Annotated in this window: 14 protein-coding genes; 10 read left to right on the top strand and 4 right to left on the bottom strand. The window is 74.2% G+C overall.

What is annotated here, in order from left to right; translation table 11 throughout:
- Nucleotides 1-73: 73 nt before the first annotated feature.
- Together OHB44_RS15215 and OHB44_RS15210 are read right to left on the bottom strand one after the other, a co-directional pair.
- Nucleotides 74-529 (bottom strand): hypothetical protein, encoded by a 456-nt coding sequence (locus OHB44_RS15215; RefSeq protein WP_330441062.1) that lies wholly within the window; start codon nucleotides 527-529, stop codon nucleotides 74-76.
- Complete coding sequence (locus tag OHB44_RS15210; protein WP_330441061.1) at nucleotides 529-1,008, bottom strand: hypothetical protein; 480 nt, start codon at nucleotides 1,006-1,008, stop codon at nucleotides 529-531. Before OHB44_RS15210 ends, OHB44_RS15215 begins: the two co-directional genes overlap by 1 nt.
- A 44-nt stretch (nucleotides 1,009-1,052) precedes the next feature.
- Between OHB44_RS15210 and OHB44_RS15205 the strand changes: the two genes are divergently transcribed.
- The 7 genes from OHB44_RS15205 (at nucleotide 1,053) to OHB44_RS15175 (ending at nucleotide 10,240) form a co-directional block, all read left to right on the top strand.
- Nucleotides 1,053-2,030 (top strand): helix-turn-helix transcriptional regulator, encoded by a 978-nt coding sequence (locus OHB44_RS15205; protein WP_238682758.1) that lies wholly within the window; start codon nucleotides 1,053-1,055, stop codon nucleotides 2,028-2,030.
- Between the two features lie 92 nt (nucleotides 2,031-2,122).
- Nucleotides 2,123-2,755 carry an ATP-binding cassette domain-containing protein gene (locus OHB44_RS15200; protein ID WP_266302730.1) on the top strand — a complete coding sequence of 211 codons (633 nt, stop codon included), beginning with the start codon at nucleotides 2,123-2,125 and terminating at the stop codon, nucleotides 2,753-2,755.
- Nucleotides 2,752-4,029, top strand: coding sequence for an extracellular solute-binding protein (locus OHB44_RS15195; RefSeq protein WP_330441060.1), 1,278 nt, complete (start codon nucleotides 2,752-2,754; stop codon nucleotides 4,027-4,029). Before OHB44_RS15200 ends, OHB44_RS15195 begins: the two co-directional genes overlap by 4 nt.
- A complete protein-coding gene (locus tag OHB44_RS15190; RefSeq protein WP_266302732.1) occupies nucleotides 4,026-5,792 on the top strand; it encodes an ABC transporter permease in 1,767 nt (588 codons plus the stop codon). Before OHB44_RS15195 ends, OHB44_RS15190 begins: the two co-directional genes overlap by 4 nt.
- Nucleotides 5,789-8,158, top strand: a complete 2,370-nt coding sequence (locus OHB44_RS15185) for a tetratricopeptide repeat protein (RefSeq protein ID WP_330441059.1) — start codon at nucleotides 5,789-5,791, stop codon at nucleotides 8,156-8,158. Before OHB44_RS15190 ends, OHB44_RS15185 begins: the two co-directional genes overlap by 4 nt.
- 40 nt (nucleotides 8,159-8,198) lie before the next feature.
- A complete protein-coding gene (locus OHB44_RS15180) occupies nucleotides 8,199-8,822 on the top strand; it encodes an ABC transporter ATP-binding protein (protein ID WP_112602474.1) in 624 nt (207 codons plus the stop codon).
- Nucleotides 8,819-10,240, top strand: coding sequence for a DUF6297 family protein (locus OHB44_RS15175; RefSeq protein WP_330441058.1), 1,422 nt, complete (start codon nucleotides 8,819-8,821; stop codon nucleotides 10,238-10,240). The genes OHB44_RS15180 and OHB44_RS15175 overlap by 4 nt, the downstream gene beginning before the upstream one ends.
- A gap of 24 nt (nucleotides 10,241-10,264) precedes the next feature.
- Here OHB44_RS15175 and pdxR read toward each other — a convergent pair whose 3' ends face one another.
- Nucleotides 10,265-11,737: a MocR-like pyridoxine biosynthesis transcription factor PdxR gene (pdxR, locus tag OHB44_RS15170; RefSeq protein WP_330441057.1), complete on the bottom strand. Its 1,473-nt coding sequence runs from the start codon at nucleotides 11,735-11,737 to the stop codon at nucleotides 10,265-10,267.
- Nucleotides 11,738-11,799: 62 nt separating this feature from the next.
- Here pdxR and OHB44_RS15165 point away from each other — a divergent pair, with 62 nt between their 5' ends.
- Both OHB44_RS15165 and OHB44_RS15160 read left to right on the top strand, forming a co-directional pair.
- Nucleotides 11,800-12,411, top strand: a complete 612-nt coding sequence (locus OHB44_RS15165) for a LysE family translocator (protein WP_238682751.1) — start codon at nucleotides 11,800-11,802, stop codon at nucleotides 12,409-12,411.
- Nucleotides 12,412-12,418: 7 nt separating this feature from the next.
- On the top strand, nucleotides 12,419-13,159 hold the full coding sequence (locus OHB44_RS15160) for a B3/B4 domain-containing protein (RefSeq protein WP_238682750.1): 741 nt from the start codon (nucleotides 12,419-12,421) through the stop codon (nucleotides 13,157-13,159).
- Here OHB44_RS15160 and OHB44_RS15155 read toward each other — a convergent pair.
- Nucleotides 13,132-13,734 (bottom strand): MBL fold metallo-hydrolase, encoded by a 603-nt coding sequence (locus tag OHB44_RS15155; RefSeq protein ID WP_238682749.1) that lies wholly within the window; start codon nucleotides 13,732-13,734, stop codon nucleotides 13,132-13,134. The genes OHB44_RS15160 and OHB44_RS15155 overlap by 28 nt on opposite strands.
- 78 nt (nucleotides 13,735-13,812) lie before the next feature.
- On the opposite strand from OHB44_RS15155, the gene OHB44_RS15150 reads away from it, so the two are divergent.
- Nucleotides 13,813-14,619: an SDR family oxidoreductase gene (locus OHB44_RS15150; protein WP_330441056.1), complete on the top strand. Its 807-nt coding sequence runs from the start codon at nucleotides 13,813-13,815 to the stop codon at nucleotides 14,617-14,619.
- Nucleotides 14,620-14,624 lie beyond the last annotated feature (5 nt).

Genomic DNA, 14,624 nt, shown 5'->3' with positions numbered 1-14,624 from the left:
TCGCGTTCCTCCATCCGGGGCGGTGATCGGACCCTAACACCGCACCCGAACGGCGGAAGTCGTCGCGGGAGCCCTAGGACGCTCGGGTGAACGTCATGATCCAGTTGGTCTCCCAGGTCTGCTCGCCGTCGACCGAGAACGCCTGCTCCCAGCGGGCGGTGGTCGCGCTGATGCCGGACCAGATGAACCGGCACCGGACCGGCCGCCCCTCGTGTTGGTCGTCGGCGTAGAAGCGGCCCACCCCGTCGACGAAGCGACCCACCATCGGTGGCAGTCCCAGGATCCCGTCGACGCTGCTCATCCAGTAGATCGACCACTCCTCGCGAGCCGGGTCGAAGATCCGGACGGTGGCACCAGCGGAGCCCTTGGTCGGGAACGTGATCTCGTCGAAGTGACCGCCACCGGCGAAGAAGCCGTGCGCCACCGACACCCCGGGGAACTCCTCCCACTCGTCCGAGCCGACCAGCCGCTTGCGCAGCCGCCGGTTGACGACGTTCCAGGTGCCCATGAAGAAATCGAAGTCGCCCATCAGCGGCCCACCGGCCCTTCCGCTCGCGTGTCACGCAGATAATCGGTCAGATTCGGACTCTCCGGCAGCAGCATGTGCCGGACCCAGGCGGCCCGCTCGTGTTCCAGAACCGCCAACTCCCAGACACAGCCCACTGCCGGGCGGCGTAGGTGGACGAAGTGTGCCGGGTCGTCGTCGGGGCAGTCCAGCGCCGGCTGCCCGGCCGCGGCGACACGGACCTCCACCGCGTTGTCCCACACCCAGGTGTACGCCAGCAGATAGGCGCCGGTGTCCGCGCCCCGGTGCAGCACCACCCACCCGGCGGCCGGGGTGCCGTCGTTGACGACGTCGGCCAGCAGGTCGGGCAGCAGGTCGTACGCGGCCTTCTCCACCTCGGGTTCGATAGGTCGCTCCGGCTGGTCTATGTGGTAGCGCTTGAGTTGCCGGCCGCCGATCAGCACCGGTCCGGGCGTTCGTAGTTCCTTGTCGCGAAATGCCATGCCGGGACGGTAGGACGGGTTCCCTGACAACTAGTGTCAGTGAAGTGCGGGCTTCTCGACTTCTCTCCGTCCTGCTGCTGCTCCAGTCGCACGGGCGGTTGACCGCCGCGCAGCTCGCCGAGCGGTTGGCCGTCTCCGCCCGCACCATCTACCGGGACGTCGAGTCGCTGCACGCCGCCGGCATCCCGCTCTACGGCGAGGCCGGACACGCCGGCGGCTACCAACTGGTCGACGGCTGGCGGACCCGGCTGACCGGGCTGACCGCCGAGGAGGCCGACCGGCTGTTCCTCGCCGGGCTGCCCGGCCCCGCCGACGAGTTGGGCTACGGCGACGTGGTGGCGGCGCTGCAACTCAAGCTGCACGCCGCGCTCCCCGCGCCGCTGCGCGACCGGGCGACCCGACTGCAACAACGCTTCCACCTGGACACTCCCGGGTGGTACGCCGATGGCGACGCCTCCCCTGAGCTGGCCCGCACGGCCGAGGCGGTCTGGCGGCAGCACCGCGTCGAGGTGCGCTACCGCGGCTGGAACGGCGAGGTGACCCGGGTCCTGGAGCCGTACGGCCTGGTGCTCAAGGGCGGCCGTTGGTACGTGGTGGCCGACCAGCCCGGCCGGGGCGCCCCGGCGACCTACCGAGTCAACCAGATCCTCGCGTTGACCCCACTGGCGCAGGAGTTCGACCGACCGGCCGACTTCGACCTGCCGTCCTGGTGGCGGGCGCACGTGGTGCAGTTCCGGGCCCGGCTGCACCGCGACGAGGCCCACGTCCGGCTGTCCCCCGCCGGGCGGGAGCGGTTACGCGAGGTCGGCAGCGATCCGGTGGTGACAGCGATGGACACCAGCGCCGGACCACCGGACGCGCGGGGTTGGGTGACAGCGGTACTGCCGATCGAGTCGCTCACCCACGCCCACGGTGAGCTGCTGCGCCTCGGTGCCGACGTCGAGGTGCTGGCCCCGGTGGCGCTGCGCGAACGGCTTGCCGCCACGGCGGCCGGGCTCGCGGCGCTCTACTCCCCCGCCTGAACAGCTCCGATCGTCTCCACAGTGGAAGCGTCGCGGGCGTCGATTGTCGTCACGGTGTGCCACCCTGGGACGGTCATCAATGGTCACCGGAGGTGAGGGCCACGTTACGGCTACGCGCACTGGTCGCCGTCCCCGGCACCGGGCCGGTGACCCTCGACGTTCCCGCCGGCACGCTCGCCGCCCTGGTGGCGCCGCCCCGGTTCGGCACGGCGGTCGCCCGGGTGCTGGCCGGGCTGGCCCCGCCGGTGACCGGTCGCGTCCTCGTCGGCGACCGGGACGTCACCGGCCTGCCGCCGCCCCGCCGGCAGATCGGCTACGTGCCCGCCGGTGGCGCGCTGCTGCCGCAGCTCACCGTGCGGCGCAACATCGAGTACGGCCAGCGCAAACGCGAACGGGTGCACGAGGTGGCCAACGACTGGACGGCCACCGTCGTCGACCGGCTCGAGTTGGGGCTCTCCCTCGCCCTGCTGCCGCACCAGATCTCCGCCGCGCAGCGGTTCCGGGTGGCGCTCGCCCGAGCGGCGGCCTGCCTGCCCGAGGTGCTGGTGGTCGACCTGCCGGCCGGTTCCGCGGGCGACAGCCGCCTCGGTGACCTGATGCCTCGCCTCTCGCCGCCGGACGCCCCCGGGGTGGCGGTGCTGGTCTGCACCGCCGACCCGGCCACCCTGGCCGAGATACCGGTGCGGCACGAGCTGGTCACCGAGCCGAGCGAGGCGGCCCGATGAGGCCGTCCACCGGCGTGAGTCGTCGTACGCTGCTGCGCGCCACCGCCGCGGGCGCCACCGCGCTGACCGCCGGCTGTTCCGACGGAACCCGGTCCGTGCAGGTCGCTGTGGTCTGGAGCACCAGCGAGCTGGACCGGTTCCGCGAGGTCGTCGCCGCCTACCCCGCCCCGGTGCAGGTGATCAGCGCCGGCAACGACATCGACGCGTTCCTGCGCGCCCGACACCTGGCCGGCACCAGCCCGGACGTGGCGATCCTGCCGCGCCCCGGCCTGGTCACCGAGTACGCCCAGCGCGGCTGGCTGAGCCCGCTGCGCGCGTCCACCGAGTACGCCGTACCCGCCGGGTTGGGCGAGCTACTGACGGCCGAGGGCCAGCGCTACGGCGTCTGGGTCAAGGCGGCGCACAAGTCGCTGGTCTGGCACCTGCCCTCGATGCTGCCCGTGCAGCCGGCCAACTGGGACGCGCTGGTCCGGCGGACCCGGGAGCTCGGTGCGCTCGCCCGGCGCGACGGCGGGCCGGCGCCCCTGGCCATCGGCGCCGCGGACGGCTGGGTGCTCACCGACTGGTTCGAGAACGTGCTGGCCGACATGGCACCCGAGAGTTACAACGCCCTGGCCCGGCCGGACGCCGACTGGCAGGGCAGACCGGTGCGCGAGGCGCTGGACCGGCTCGCCGGGCTGTGGAGCATCAACGGGGCGTTCGTCGGCGGTGGCCGTCGTGCCCTGCTCACCCAGTACGAGGAGTCGGTGATCCAGGTGGTGCACACGAAGCGGGCGGTGATGCTCGTCGGCGCCGACTTCACCGCCGATGTCGCCGACCCGTTCCAGCGCGGCCCGGAGGCACCTGTCACGTTCCGGTTCCCGGGCGCCCAGCCGGGCGGCGGCCCGCTGATCGTCGGCGGGGACGCGGCGGTGGCGTTCGCCGACGCCCGGGGTGGGGTCGAGCTGGTCGAGTGGCTCACCCGGGCCGACTCGTTCCAGCCGTGGCTGCGCGCCGGCGGTTACCTCTCACCCAACACCACCGTCGCGATCGACAGCTACCGGGACCGCGTCGGCCAGGGTCTCGCCGAGGAGATGCGGGCGCCCGGCACCCTGCGTTTCGACCTCTCCGACCAGTTGCCCGGCGCGTTCACCGGCTCGGACGGGGTCGGCATCTGGCGAATCATGCAGGGCTTCTTCGCCGACGTCACCGACGGGGTCCGCGCCAGCGAGGCGATCCGCCGGGCCACCGGCCTGCTCGCCGCGGCGGCCCGCACCGCGGGGGGCGGCCGATGAGCCAGGTGCGGGTCCTCGGCGAGCTGGCGGTCCTCGACGACGTCGGTCCAGCCCGGCGGGGTCGGGCCTATCCGGCGGCGGGGGCCACGTCGGCCCTGCTGCTGCCGGCCGCGGTGCTGCTCGGCGGGCTGGTGCTGTGGCCGGTGCTGCGGACCATGCACGCCAGCGTCACCACCGACGGTCGCTGGGTCGGCGCCGCGCACTTCCGGACCGCGCTCGCCGCCCCGGGCACCGGCGCGGTGGTCGGCCGGACGGTCCTCTGGGCCCTGCTGGTGCCGGCGGTGGTGACGGCGCTGGGCTATCTGCTCGCCGCCGCGTCCCGCCGCTCCCAGGAGGGCGGCCTGGTCCGGTTGATCCTCCTGGTGCCGGTGGCGTTGCCGCTGGTCGTCACCGGGGTCACCTTCCGGCTGATGTACGACCCGGACCCGAGTCGGGGACTGGCCACACTGGTCGCGACCCGACTGACCGGCCGCTCGGTGGAGGACGCCCCGCAGTTGCTCGGGCCGGGAATGGTCACCGTCGCGTTGATGTCGGCGTTCGTCTGGGCCTGGGTCGGGTTGGCGGTACTGGTCTTCCGCTCCGCGCTCGACGCGGTGCCGCCGAGCCTCGCCGACGCGGTCCGCGCCTACGGCGGCACGCGCCGCCACGTGCTGTGGGACGCCCAGTGGCGGCCACTGCTGCTGCGCACGACCGCAGTGGTCTTCGCGTTGGTGGCGGTCGGCACCAGCCGCACGTTCGACCTCATCCTGGTGATGACCCCCGGTTCGGTCCGCGACGAGGCCTCGGTGCTGGCGCTGCGGATCTGGCAGACGTCCGGGGGCACCACCACCGGCGACGGCGCCGCGCTCGGCGTGGTGTGGCTGGTGGCGGTGATCGGCGGGATCATGGTGGCCGCGCTCTTCGTCCGGCAGGCCTGGCCCCCACCGCGCGTCGAGGCCGCACCCGACCCCGCCCCGGTCGCCCCGCCCCGGCGGGTGTTCCGGCTGCTCGCGGCGGGCGCCGCGATCGCCTGGCTGGTGCCGCTGGCGGTGCTGGTCGCCACGTCGGCGCACGGCCGAGTGGACGCCGCCGCGCGCGGCTGGTGGTCGGCGCCGCCGAACGGCGAGTCCTACCGCGACCTGGTCACCGGCACCGAACTGTGGCGCACGCTCGGCTTCACCCTGCTGCTGGCCACCGCGGTGACCGCCACGGTGCTGGTGGTCGCGCTGCTGGCCGCGTACCCGTTGGCCTGGTTGACCGGGCCAGCCGCGCAGGCCACCGGGCTGCTGCTGCTAGCTGCCAGCGTCGTGCCGATCCAGGTCATCGCCGGGCCGGTCAACGAGGTGCTGGGCCTGGTGCTCTCCTCCGGCACGGCCCAGGGCCTGGCCCTGGTGCACATCGCGCTGGGCGTGCCGTTCGCGGTGCTGGTGCTGCGCAACGCGTTCGCCGACCTGCCGGTGGAGCAGGTCCGCGACGCCCGGTTGGGCGGGCGTCGGTGGTGGCACACCCTGCGCCGGTTGGCCCGGCACAACCTGTCGGCGGTGGTGGCGGTCTCCGTGCTGGAGTTCGTCCAGGTCTGGAACGACCTGGTGGTAGGGCGACTGTTCGGTGGACCCGGGTCGTCGCCGCTCGGGCCGTTCCTGGCCGAACAGACCCGCAGCTTCGTGAGCAACAGTGGGGCGTTGGCCGCCAGTTCGGTGCTCGCCTCGGTCCTGCCGGTGGTGCTGGTGGTCCTCTCGCGGCGGCACCTGGTCGCCGGGCTCGTCTCCGGAGGCGTGCGGTGACCGGGCCGGGTGGATCGCGTGGTGGCTCACGCTGGCCGGCGCTGATCGCGATCGGCGGCGTGGTCGGCAGCGTCCTCGCCAACGTGGCCAGCAACCTGGCCGGCAATGTCCTCTCCGAGCTGGCGGCCAGCGTGCTCGGGCCGGTGACCATCGTCCTGGCCTCCGGCGGCGTCGTCGGTTACGTGGTGTACGAGGTGCGCCGCCGCCGGGGTGGCCGGGAGGTCGACCCCGAGCCGACGGAGGTGCTCACCACCCCCGCCGCCGGGGCGCCCAACCTGCCCTACACGGCCGAGTTCACCGGCCGTGAGGAGCACGTCGAGGCACTGGTCGGCCTGCTCACCCGGGAACACGCGGTGGCGGTTCTGGGTCGACGCGCGGTGGGCACCTCGGCGTGCGCGGTGCAGGCCGCGAACGAGTGCCGGGAGGATTTCCCCGACGGGCAGTACTACCTCGACCTGCGGCGGCGCGGCCGACCCCGCTCGGCCCGGCAGGTGCTCACCGCGCTGGCCCGGATTCTGGGCACCGCCCCGCCGACCTCCGGCCGGCCGGACGCGCTCGCCGCCGCCGCCGACGCACTGCGGGGCCAGCTCGACGGTCGCAAGATCGTCCTGGTGCTTGACAACGTCGACCGTCCCGACCAGGTCCGGCCACTGTTGCCGCCCACCGCGCGCACCTGCCGCCTGTTGCTTGCCGGCGGTCCGGCGCTGGTCGGTCTGGAGGGTGTGGTCGCGCACTGGATCGCCGAACCGGGCACGTCCGAGGCGGTGGAGCTGTTCGCGACGGCGGGCGGGGCCGCACCCGCCGCCCGGGTCCGTCGCGCCGACCCGCGCACCGATCCGGCGGTACGCGAGATCGTCGACCTGTGCGGGCGGCAACCGCGTACCGTCCGCGCGCTCGGTTACCGCACCGCTCAGCACGGCTGGCGGCACTCCGACGTGCTGGACGCGCTGCGCCGCGCGGTGCAGACGCCACCGCACCAGCGGCTCGCCGTCTCACCGGCGGCCCGCCTGGTCACCGAACGGGACATCGCGTACCGGGTGTTGCCCCGCCAGGCCCGACGGTTGTACCGGCTGATGTCGCTGGTTCCCGCCCCGGTGGACCGGCCCACCATCGCCGCGCTGGCCGGACGGCACCCCGACCTGGTGACCGCGCTGCTCGACCGGTTGGCAGCGGCGGCGTTCGTGGTCGGCGCGCCCGGCGACCGGTACGAGATCCGCCCGCTGCTGGCCGGCAGCGCCCGACTGCACCTGCGCGACGCCGATCCGGTCCGGGCCCGGGTCGCCGCGCAGGCCCGGCTGACCCGGCACCTGGCCCGCCGGGCCGAACGGCACGCGGCCAACCTGGCGGTGCTCGGCTCCCCGGGGGACCGGGAGTGGTCGCTGCCGCTGGACGACGACCCGTACGGCTGGTTCGACCTGCACCAGGAGCTGCTGCTGGCGGTGGTTCGGGTGCCGGCCGGCGCGAAGGAGACACTGCCCCGACGGGTCCGTCGGTGGTGGTTCCGGCTGGCAGTGGCGCTGTGCGGGTGGCTGGCGTACGCCGACCGGCTCGACGAGTGGGAGCAGGTCTGCCGCACCGTGCTGGCCACCCCGACCGCCGACGACCGTCCGGAGATCGCCGGATGGGCGCACAACGAGTTGGGGGTGCTGCGTCGACGCCGGCACGACCCGCAGGGGGCGGCGGCCGCGCTCACCCTCGCGGTCAACGAGCGGGGGCGGCGGGGCAACGCCCAGGCGCGGATGAACCTCGGCCTCGCCCTGCTCGACCTGGGGCAGCTCGACGACGCGGTGGAGCACCTGGAGATGTCCCGTCGACACCGCTCCGGCGCCGACCGGGCCGGACACGCCCTCACCGAGTTGGGCCTGGGCGCGGCCCAGCTGGCCCGGGGCGAACCGGACACCGCGCACCACCACCTGGTGCGGGCGGCCAACACGTTCCGGTCGGTCGGCGACGCGCGCGGGTACGCGGCGGCGCTGACGAACCTGGTGCTGGTGCACGCGGCGCTCGGCGAGCACCTGGACGCCGCCCAGGCGTGGCGGGCCGCTTTGCGCGAGTACGAGTCGGTCAACGACCCGACCAGCCGGGCGACGGCGCTGCTCAACGCCGGGGCGACGCTGCTGAGCAGCACCCCGGGGCAGGCGCGGACGGCGTACGAGCTGCTGGCCGAGAGCCGCCGGCTGCGCGAGGAGACCCAGCCGACCGCCGGGCTGGCGCGCACCCTGCTCTACCTGGGTGACGCCTGCGCCGCGCTGGGCGACCAGGCCGACGCGCGGCGGCACTGGGCGGACGCGGCGGCGGTGGCCGAGGAGGTCGCCGACGCCCAGGGGTTGGCCGCCGCCGACGCCCGACTGGCCCGGGTGACGTAGGTCGCTCGGGTTGGTCGGTGGCGCGGCTCTGGGAGACTGTGTGATCGTGGACGCGCTCTCGGTACGGGGACTCAGTCGCAACTTCGGCAACCTGGTCGTGCTCGACGAGGTGAGCTTCACGCTCCCGGCGGGCCGGATCGCGGTGGTGCTGGGCCCGAATGGCAGCGGCAAGACGACTCTGCTGCGCTGTGTCGTCGGCGCTGACCGGCCGGACGCGGGCGAGGTGCTGGTGCAGGGCCGCCGGGCCGATGAGACCGATCCTCAGGTGCGGGCGCTGGTGGCGGCCGCCCTGGACGACATCGACTTCTTCCCCGACCTGTCGGTCGTCGAGCACCTGGAGTTGGTCGCGTACGCCCACGGGGGTGACGCCGAACCGGTCGAGGAGGTCCTCGCCGAGCTGGGTCTGGAGCCGGCCCGCGACCAACTGCCGGTGACACTGTCCAGCGGGCAGCGCCGCCGGCTGGCGTTGGCGTCCTGTTTCGTCCGGCCCCGCCGGGTGCTGATCCTGGACGAGCCCGAGCAGCGGCTGGACGTCCGCGGCCGACAGTGGCTCGCCGACCGACTCCTGCGGGAACGCGCGGCGGGCACTGCCGTGCTGTTGGCCTCGCACGACCCGGAGCTGATCGACGCGGTGGTCGACGAGCGCATCGAGATCGGCAAGTGACCGCCGCGCCGGCCACGATCGCCGACGCGCCGGTAGGGGTGCCGACCGCCCGGCAGGTGCGGACGCACCTGCGCAAGGCCCGCAGCCGGCACCACGACCATTCCCTCGGTGACGTGCTCGGCGACGCGTACGTCATGGTCCTGTTCGTGGGGATGTACGGCTGGTTCGCGATCAGCGCAAGCCGCGACCTGCTGGACTCCCCCACCGTGGGGCAGGCCGAGCCGGGCGTGCGGTGGTGGCTGGCGGTCGCCGCGCTGCTGGCCGGCGCGGGGCTCGCCTGGCGTGGTCTGCGCGCACTCGGCCCGCTGCTGGTGACCCCGGCGACGCAGAGTTGGGCGACCAGCGCGCCCATCGACCGGCGGGCCTGGCTGGCGCCGCGTTTCGTCCTGTTGCTGCTGGGCGCGGCGGCCGGCACCGCGGCGCTCGGAGTGGCAGTGGCGGCGCTCGGTGGGGTCAGCGAACCGTCCGCCCTGGGTTGGGCGGCGGCGGCCGGCGGCGGGTGGGGCGCGGCCGCGCTGGCGCTCAGCGTCGTCGCGCAGAGCAGCCGGTCGGGGCGACGTTGGCCGACGGTGGTCGGGGCGGTGCCGATGGTGGCGGCGGCCGCGATCACCGCCTTGGTGGTGCTCGTCGGTCGCCTCGGCGACGGGCTGTCCCGGCCGACGACGACGCCGACCGTCGCGTTGTTCGCCGCCGCGGTGCCCCTCGCGGGCCTCGGCATGATCCTCGCGGTACGCGCACTGCCCCGGGTCGACCGGGCCACCCTGACCACCGGCGCGCAGTTCGCCAACGCCGCCGCCACGGCCACCATCCTGCTGGACCCGAGCCTGCTCGCCGGCCTGGTGGAGAGCCGCCGCTGGCGCCGGATCGGCCGGGTTCGCAGCCGCCGGTTCCGGCCCGGCCCCGGCTGGTGGGCGCTGCTCCAGGCCGACGTACGCCGGTTGCGCCGCCACCCGAGCGCCGTGCTGATCTGGGCGGCGCTGATCGGGGTTCAGTACGCTGCCGCGCTCGCCCTGCCCGGGTTGGCCGGGGCCGCGCAGGTGGTGTTCGCGTACCTCGCCGCCAACCGGCTGACCGGCGGTCTGCGGTCGGTCAGCCGCTCGCCCGGGCTGCGCCGGGCGCTCGGTGGCAGCGACAACCTGCTGCGCGGGATCCACGTGGTGGTGCCGGCTGTCGGCGCGGGCCTGTGGTGGTTGCTGACCCTGCCGACCGTCGACCCGGGGCCGGCCTGGCTGGCGCCGACACTGGCGCTGGGGGTGGTGGCCGCCGCATTCCGGGCCGGCACCCGCCCGCCGATCGACTACGGCGGCGCGACGGTCAACACACCGTTCGGGATGATCCCGGTCGACCTGATGCGTCAGGGGTCACGGGGGCCGGCGCTGCTCGCCGTGCTGGTCCTCGTCCAACTGTTCCTGGGCTGAGCCCCAGCATGCCGCTGCCGATGGTCAATGGTGGCCGAGCGCGGCGGCGACAGCGGCGACGCCGTCGGCGATCTCGGTGGGTGTCCGGGCCGCGTAGCCGAGCACGAGGCCCGGCCGGTAGGGACGCTGGCAGTGCCAGGACAGCGGTTGCACCTTCACCCCGCGCGCCAGCGTCGCGGCCGCCAGCTCGGTGTCGACCACGGCGTCGTCCAGCGTGATCATCAGGTGCAGGCCGGCGGCGGCGCCGTGCACCGTCGCCAGTGGCAACGCGCGGGCCAGCGCGGCAATCATGGCGTCCCGCCGGCGGATGTGGCGGCGACGCAGCAGCCGCAGATGCCGCTCGAAGGCGCCGGAGGTCATCAACTCCGCCAGCACCAGTTGCGGTAGCACGGCGTTGCCCAGGTCGGCGTTGCGCTTGGCGGCCACCACGGCCTCGCGCAGCCGCGCCGGCACGAGCAGCCAGCCCACCCGCAGGGCGGGTGCGAGCAGTTTGGAGACGCTGCCGGCGTAGCAGACCTGCTCGGGCAGCAGACCACGCAGCGCCGGCACCGGAGGACGGTCGTAGCGGTGCTCGGCGTCGTAGTCGTCCTCGATGATCAGACCGCCGGCCCGCGCCCAGGCGACGAGTTGGCGGCGGCGGTCCCCGTCGAGCACCACGCCGGTCGGGAACTGGTGGGCGGGGGTGAGCATCACGGCTGGTGCGCCACTGGCGGTCAACTCGTCGACCCGCAGCCCGGCGTCGTCGACGCTGATCGGTGGGGTGTCCATTCGCCAGTTGTTCAGGTGCTGGCGCACCCCGAGCGAGCCCGGGTCCTCGACGGCGATCCGGTCGACGCCGGCGGCGGTGAGCGCCTGGGCGAGCAGCCCGAGCGCCTGGGAGACGCCGGCCACGATGATCACCTCGGCGGGGTCGACGCTGATGCCGCGGTTGCGGGCCAGCCAGGCGGCGACGGCCTGTCGCAGCACGGGCGTGCCACAGGGGTCGCCGTAGCCAAGGTCGGCCGCGGCGAGGCGGCGCAGCACGCTCCGTTCGGCGCGTAGCCAGTCCGCGCGAGGAAAGGCGGCCAGATCGGGTACGCCGGGCGTCAGGTCGATGGTCGCGTGCGCCGCGCGTAGCGCCTCGAAGATGTCGGTGCCTGGTGCCGGAGGGAAGGTCGTGACCGGTGCCGGCGCGGCGGCCGGTGTGGATGTGGGCGCGGCCGGCGCGGCGACGACGACAGTGCCGGCCCGGCCCCGACCGGCGATGTGCCCCTCCTCGGTCAGGCGCTGGTACGCCTCGGTGACCACGCCCCGGGAGACACCGAGGTCGGCGGCGAGCACCCGGGTCGGCGGCAGCCGGTCACCGACCGGCACCCGTCCTTCGGCGATGGCGTGCCGGAGCCGGTCGGTCAGCCAGTCGGCGCGCCCGCCTGGTGTCGCGTCGGTGATGGTCAGGTGCAGGAAGTCGGACCCGGCCGATATGGACCTCTCGGATGCAGTCGCTTTGGCTCTGCCCATCGGACCATTGTGGCAGCAGAGTGAACAGGAGCCAGACCTGCCAACTCCGCCGGAGGACGATCGTGACCATCCCGTTCCTGATCACCACGCTGATCGTGGTGGTCACCCCCGGCACCGGGGTGATCTTCACGCTCTCCGCCGGCCTGTCGCGGGGTGCGCGGGCCGGGGTGCTGGCCGCGTTCGCCTGCACGCTGGGGACGTTGCCGCATCTGCTGGCCGCGATGACCGGGTTGGCCGCGCTGATGCAGACCAGCGCGGTGGCGTTCGAGACCGTCCGGTACCTCGGCGTCGGCTACCTGCTCTACCTGGCCTGGTCCATGGCGCGGGACCGCGACGCGTTCGCGGTGGCCTCCGACGCCCCACCCCGCTCGGCGATCCGGGTGATCGTCTCCGGGGTGCTCGTCAACCTGCTCAACCCGAAGCCGACGATGTTCTTCGTCGCGTTCCTGCCGCAGTTCGTGGACACCACGGCACCGGGCTCGACCCGGGCGATGCTCGGCTGCGGTGCGGTGTTCATGCTGCTCACCTTCGTGGTGTTCAGCGGCTACGGCATCTTCGCGGCCCGGGTACGCGACCGGGTGCTGACCCGACCCCGGGTCACCGACTGGCTGCGCCGGTCCGCCGCCGGCACGTTCGTCGCGCTCGGCGTGACCCTCGCCCTCACCGAACGATAGGACCACAGTGCGGTTCGAACACTCTCCGCGGCTTCGCGACGCGTACCCCGACCTGGTCGCCGGTGTGGTGCAGGTCGCCGGGATCACCGCTACCGCCGACGTGGCGGCACGCACTGCCGCTCATCTCGCCGAGGCCCGGCGGCGGTTGGCCGGTGGGGCCGAGAGCAGGTTCCCGGAGATCCAGGCGTGGCGGCGGGCGTACGCGGCGATGGGGCTGCGACCTACCAAGTACCGGTGCGCGGCCGAGGCGCTGCTGCGTCGGCTGCGGCTGGACGGCGAGCTGCCCCGGGTGCACCCGCTCGTCGACCTCTGCAACGCCATCTCGGCCGCGTACGCCATCCCGGTCGCGGCGCTCGACCTGGACCGGGTCGACGGCGACCTGGTGGTCCGGCCGGCACACGGCGACGAGGCGTACCTGAGTTTCGCGGGCGACACCGAGCATCCCGAGCCGGGCGAGGTGACCTTCGTCGACTCCGCCGGTCGGGCACACGCCCGACGGTGGACGAACCGGCAGAGCGGCTGGTCGGCAGTGCGGGCGGGCACGTCGTCGGTGCTGATCGTCGCCGAGGCGCTGCACCCGGGTGGCGGGCCGGCCGTGACCCGGCTGGTCGCCGACCTCGCGACGGAGCTGGCCGAGGGGTGGTCCGCCCCGACGGCCACCGCGGTGCTCACCGCCGCCGCACCCCGTTTCCGCACCCCGGCGGCGGACGACGACACGGGTCAGGCGGTGTCGCCGGGCAGCAGGTGACGGTAGCCGGGGATCGTCTCGGCGAACCAACCCGCGACACTGGCCAGGCCACGGTCGTTGAGTTGCGCGTCGTGGATCGGGTACGCCGCCGCCGCGCCCACGGCGCCGGCGAACCGGATCGCCTCGTCGAGGCGCAGCCAGGACCCCTGGGCCGGGACGAGCAGGGTGCGCACCGGCTCGTCCGGCACGTGCAGGGCGTCGCCCGGATGGTAGAGCTCACCGCCGATCAGGTAGCCGAGGTTCGGGCAGTCGGGCTGCCCCCCGTGGATCGCGGCGTGCCGGCCACCGTGCGCGCTGACCGGAATGCCGGCCGCCGTGAACCGCTGCCCCGCACGGACCCGGGTCACCGGCAGCGGGGCGAGATCCGGCAGTCGGGCGCCCTCCGGCGCGTACACGGGCACACCGAGACCGGCGAGCCGCAACACGTCAATGTGGTCGGTGTGCTCATGGGTGACCAGGACGGCGTCCGCACCGACCAGGGCTCGCGGCTCGCTCCACGTCCCCGGGTCGACGACCAGCACCCCGCCGTCGTGCTCGACGCGGACACAGGCGTGCGTGAACCGGGTGATCCGCATCAGGCGACCGTACGCCGCCGGCGGACGAGCGTGGCCCCCGTGGCGGTTGGACCGGCCCCGCCGGGGTAGTGCGGCAGAATGCCTCAGCGATACGAGAACTACCCGAGGATCGCCGTCGTCACCGGCGCGGACTCCGGCATCGGCAAGGCCTGCGCGGTGGCGCTGGCCAGTGCCGGCTTCGAGATCGGCATCACCTGGTACGGCGACCCCGACGGCGCGGAGCGGACGGCCACCGAGGTCCGCGCGACAGGGCGGCGTTGCGAGGTCGCCGAGGTGGACCTGACCCGGCTGCCGGACGCGGCGGCGGTGGTGGACGAGTTGGCCGACCGGCTGGGCGGCATCGGGGTGCTTGTCAACAACGCCGGCACCGGGGCCTCGACGCCGTTCGTGGACACCGGGTGGGAGCAGTGGCGCGAGGTGCTCGCCGTCGACCTGGACGCGCCCTTCCTGTGCGCCCAGCGGGCCGCGCGACGGATGCGGGCCACCGGCGCCGGCGGGCGGATCATCAACATCACCAGCGTCCACGAGCACGCGCCCCGGGTCGGCTCCGCCGCGTACTGCGCCGCGAAGGGCGGGCTCGGGCTGCTGACCCGCGTGATGGCCCAGGAGTTGGCCGCCGACGGAATCACCGTCAACGCCGTCGCACCGGGCGAGATCGCCACGCCGATGACCGGTCAGGAGGATGTCGACCCGTTCACCCACGAACGGCCCGGCGTGCCGCTGGGGCGGCCCGGCGACGCCCGGGAGGTGGCCGCCGTTGTCGCGTTGCTCGCCTCCCCCGCCGCCAGTTACGTCACCGGCGCCTCGTGGCCGGTCGACGGAGGCATGCTGCTGATGGGTCCCCAGGCCGCGGCGTTGACGAACGACGACTGGCGAACGGTCTGAGCGGC

Source organism: Micromonospora sp. NBC_00821, assembly GCF_036347035.1.
GTDB classification, from domain to species: domain Bacteria; phylum Actinomycetota; class Actinomycetes; order Mycobacteriales; family Micromonosporaceae; genus Micromonospora; species Micromonospora hortensis.
This window is presented reverse-complemented; position numbering and strand designations above follow the sequence as displayed.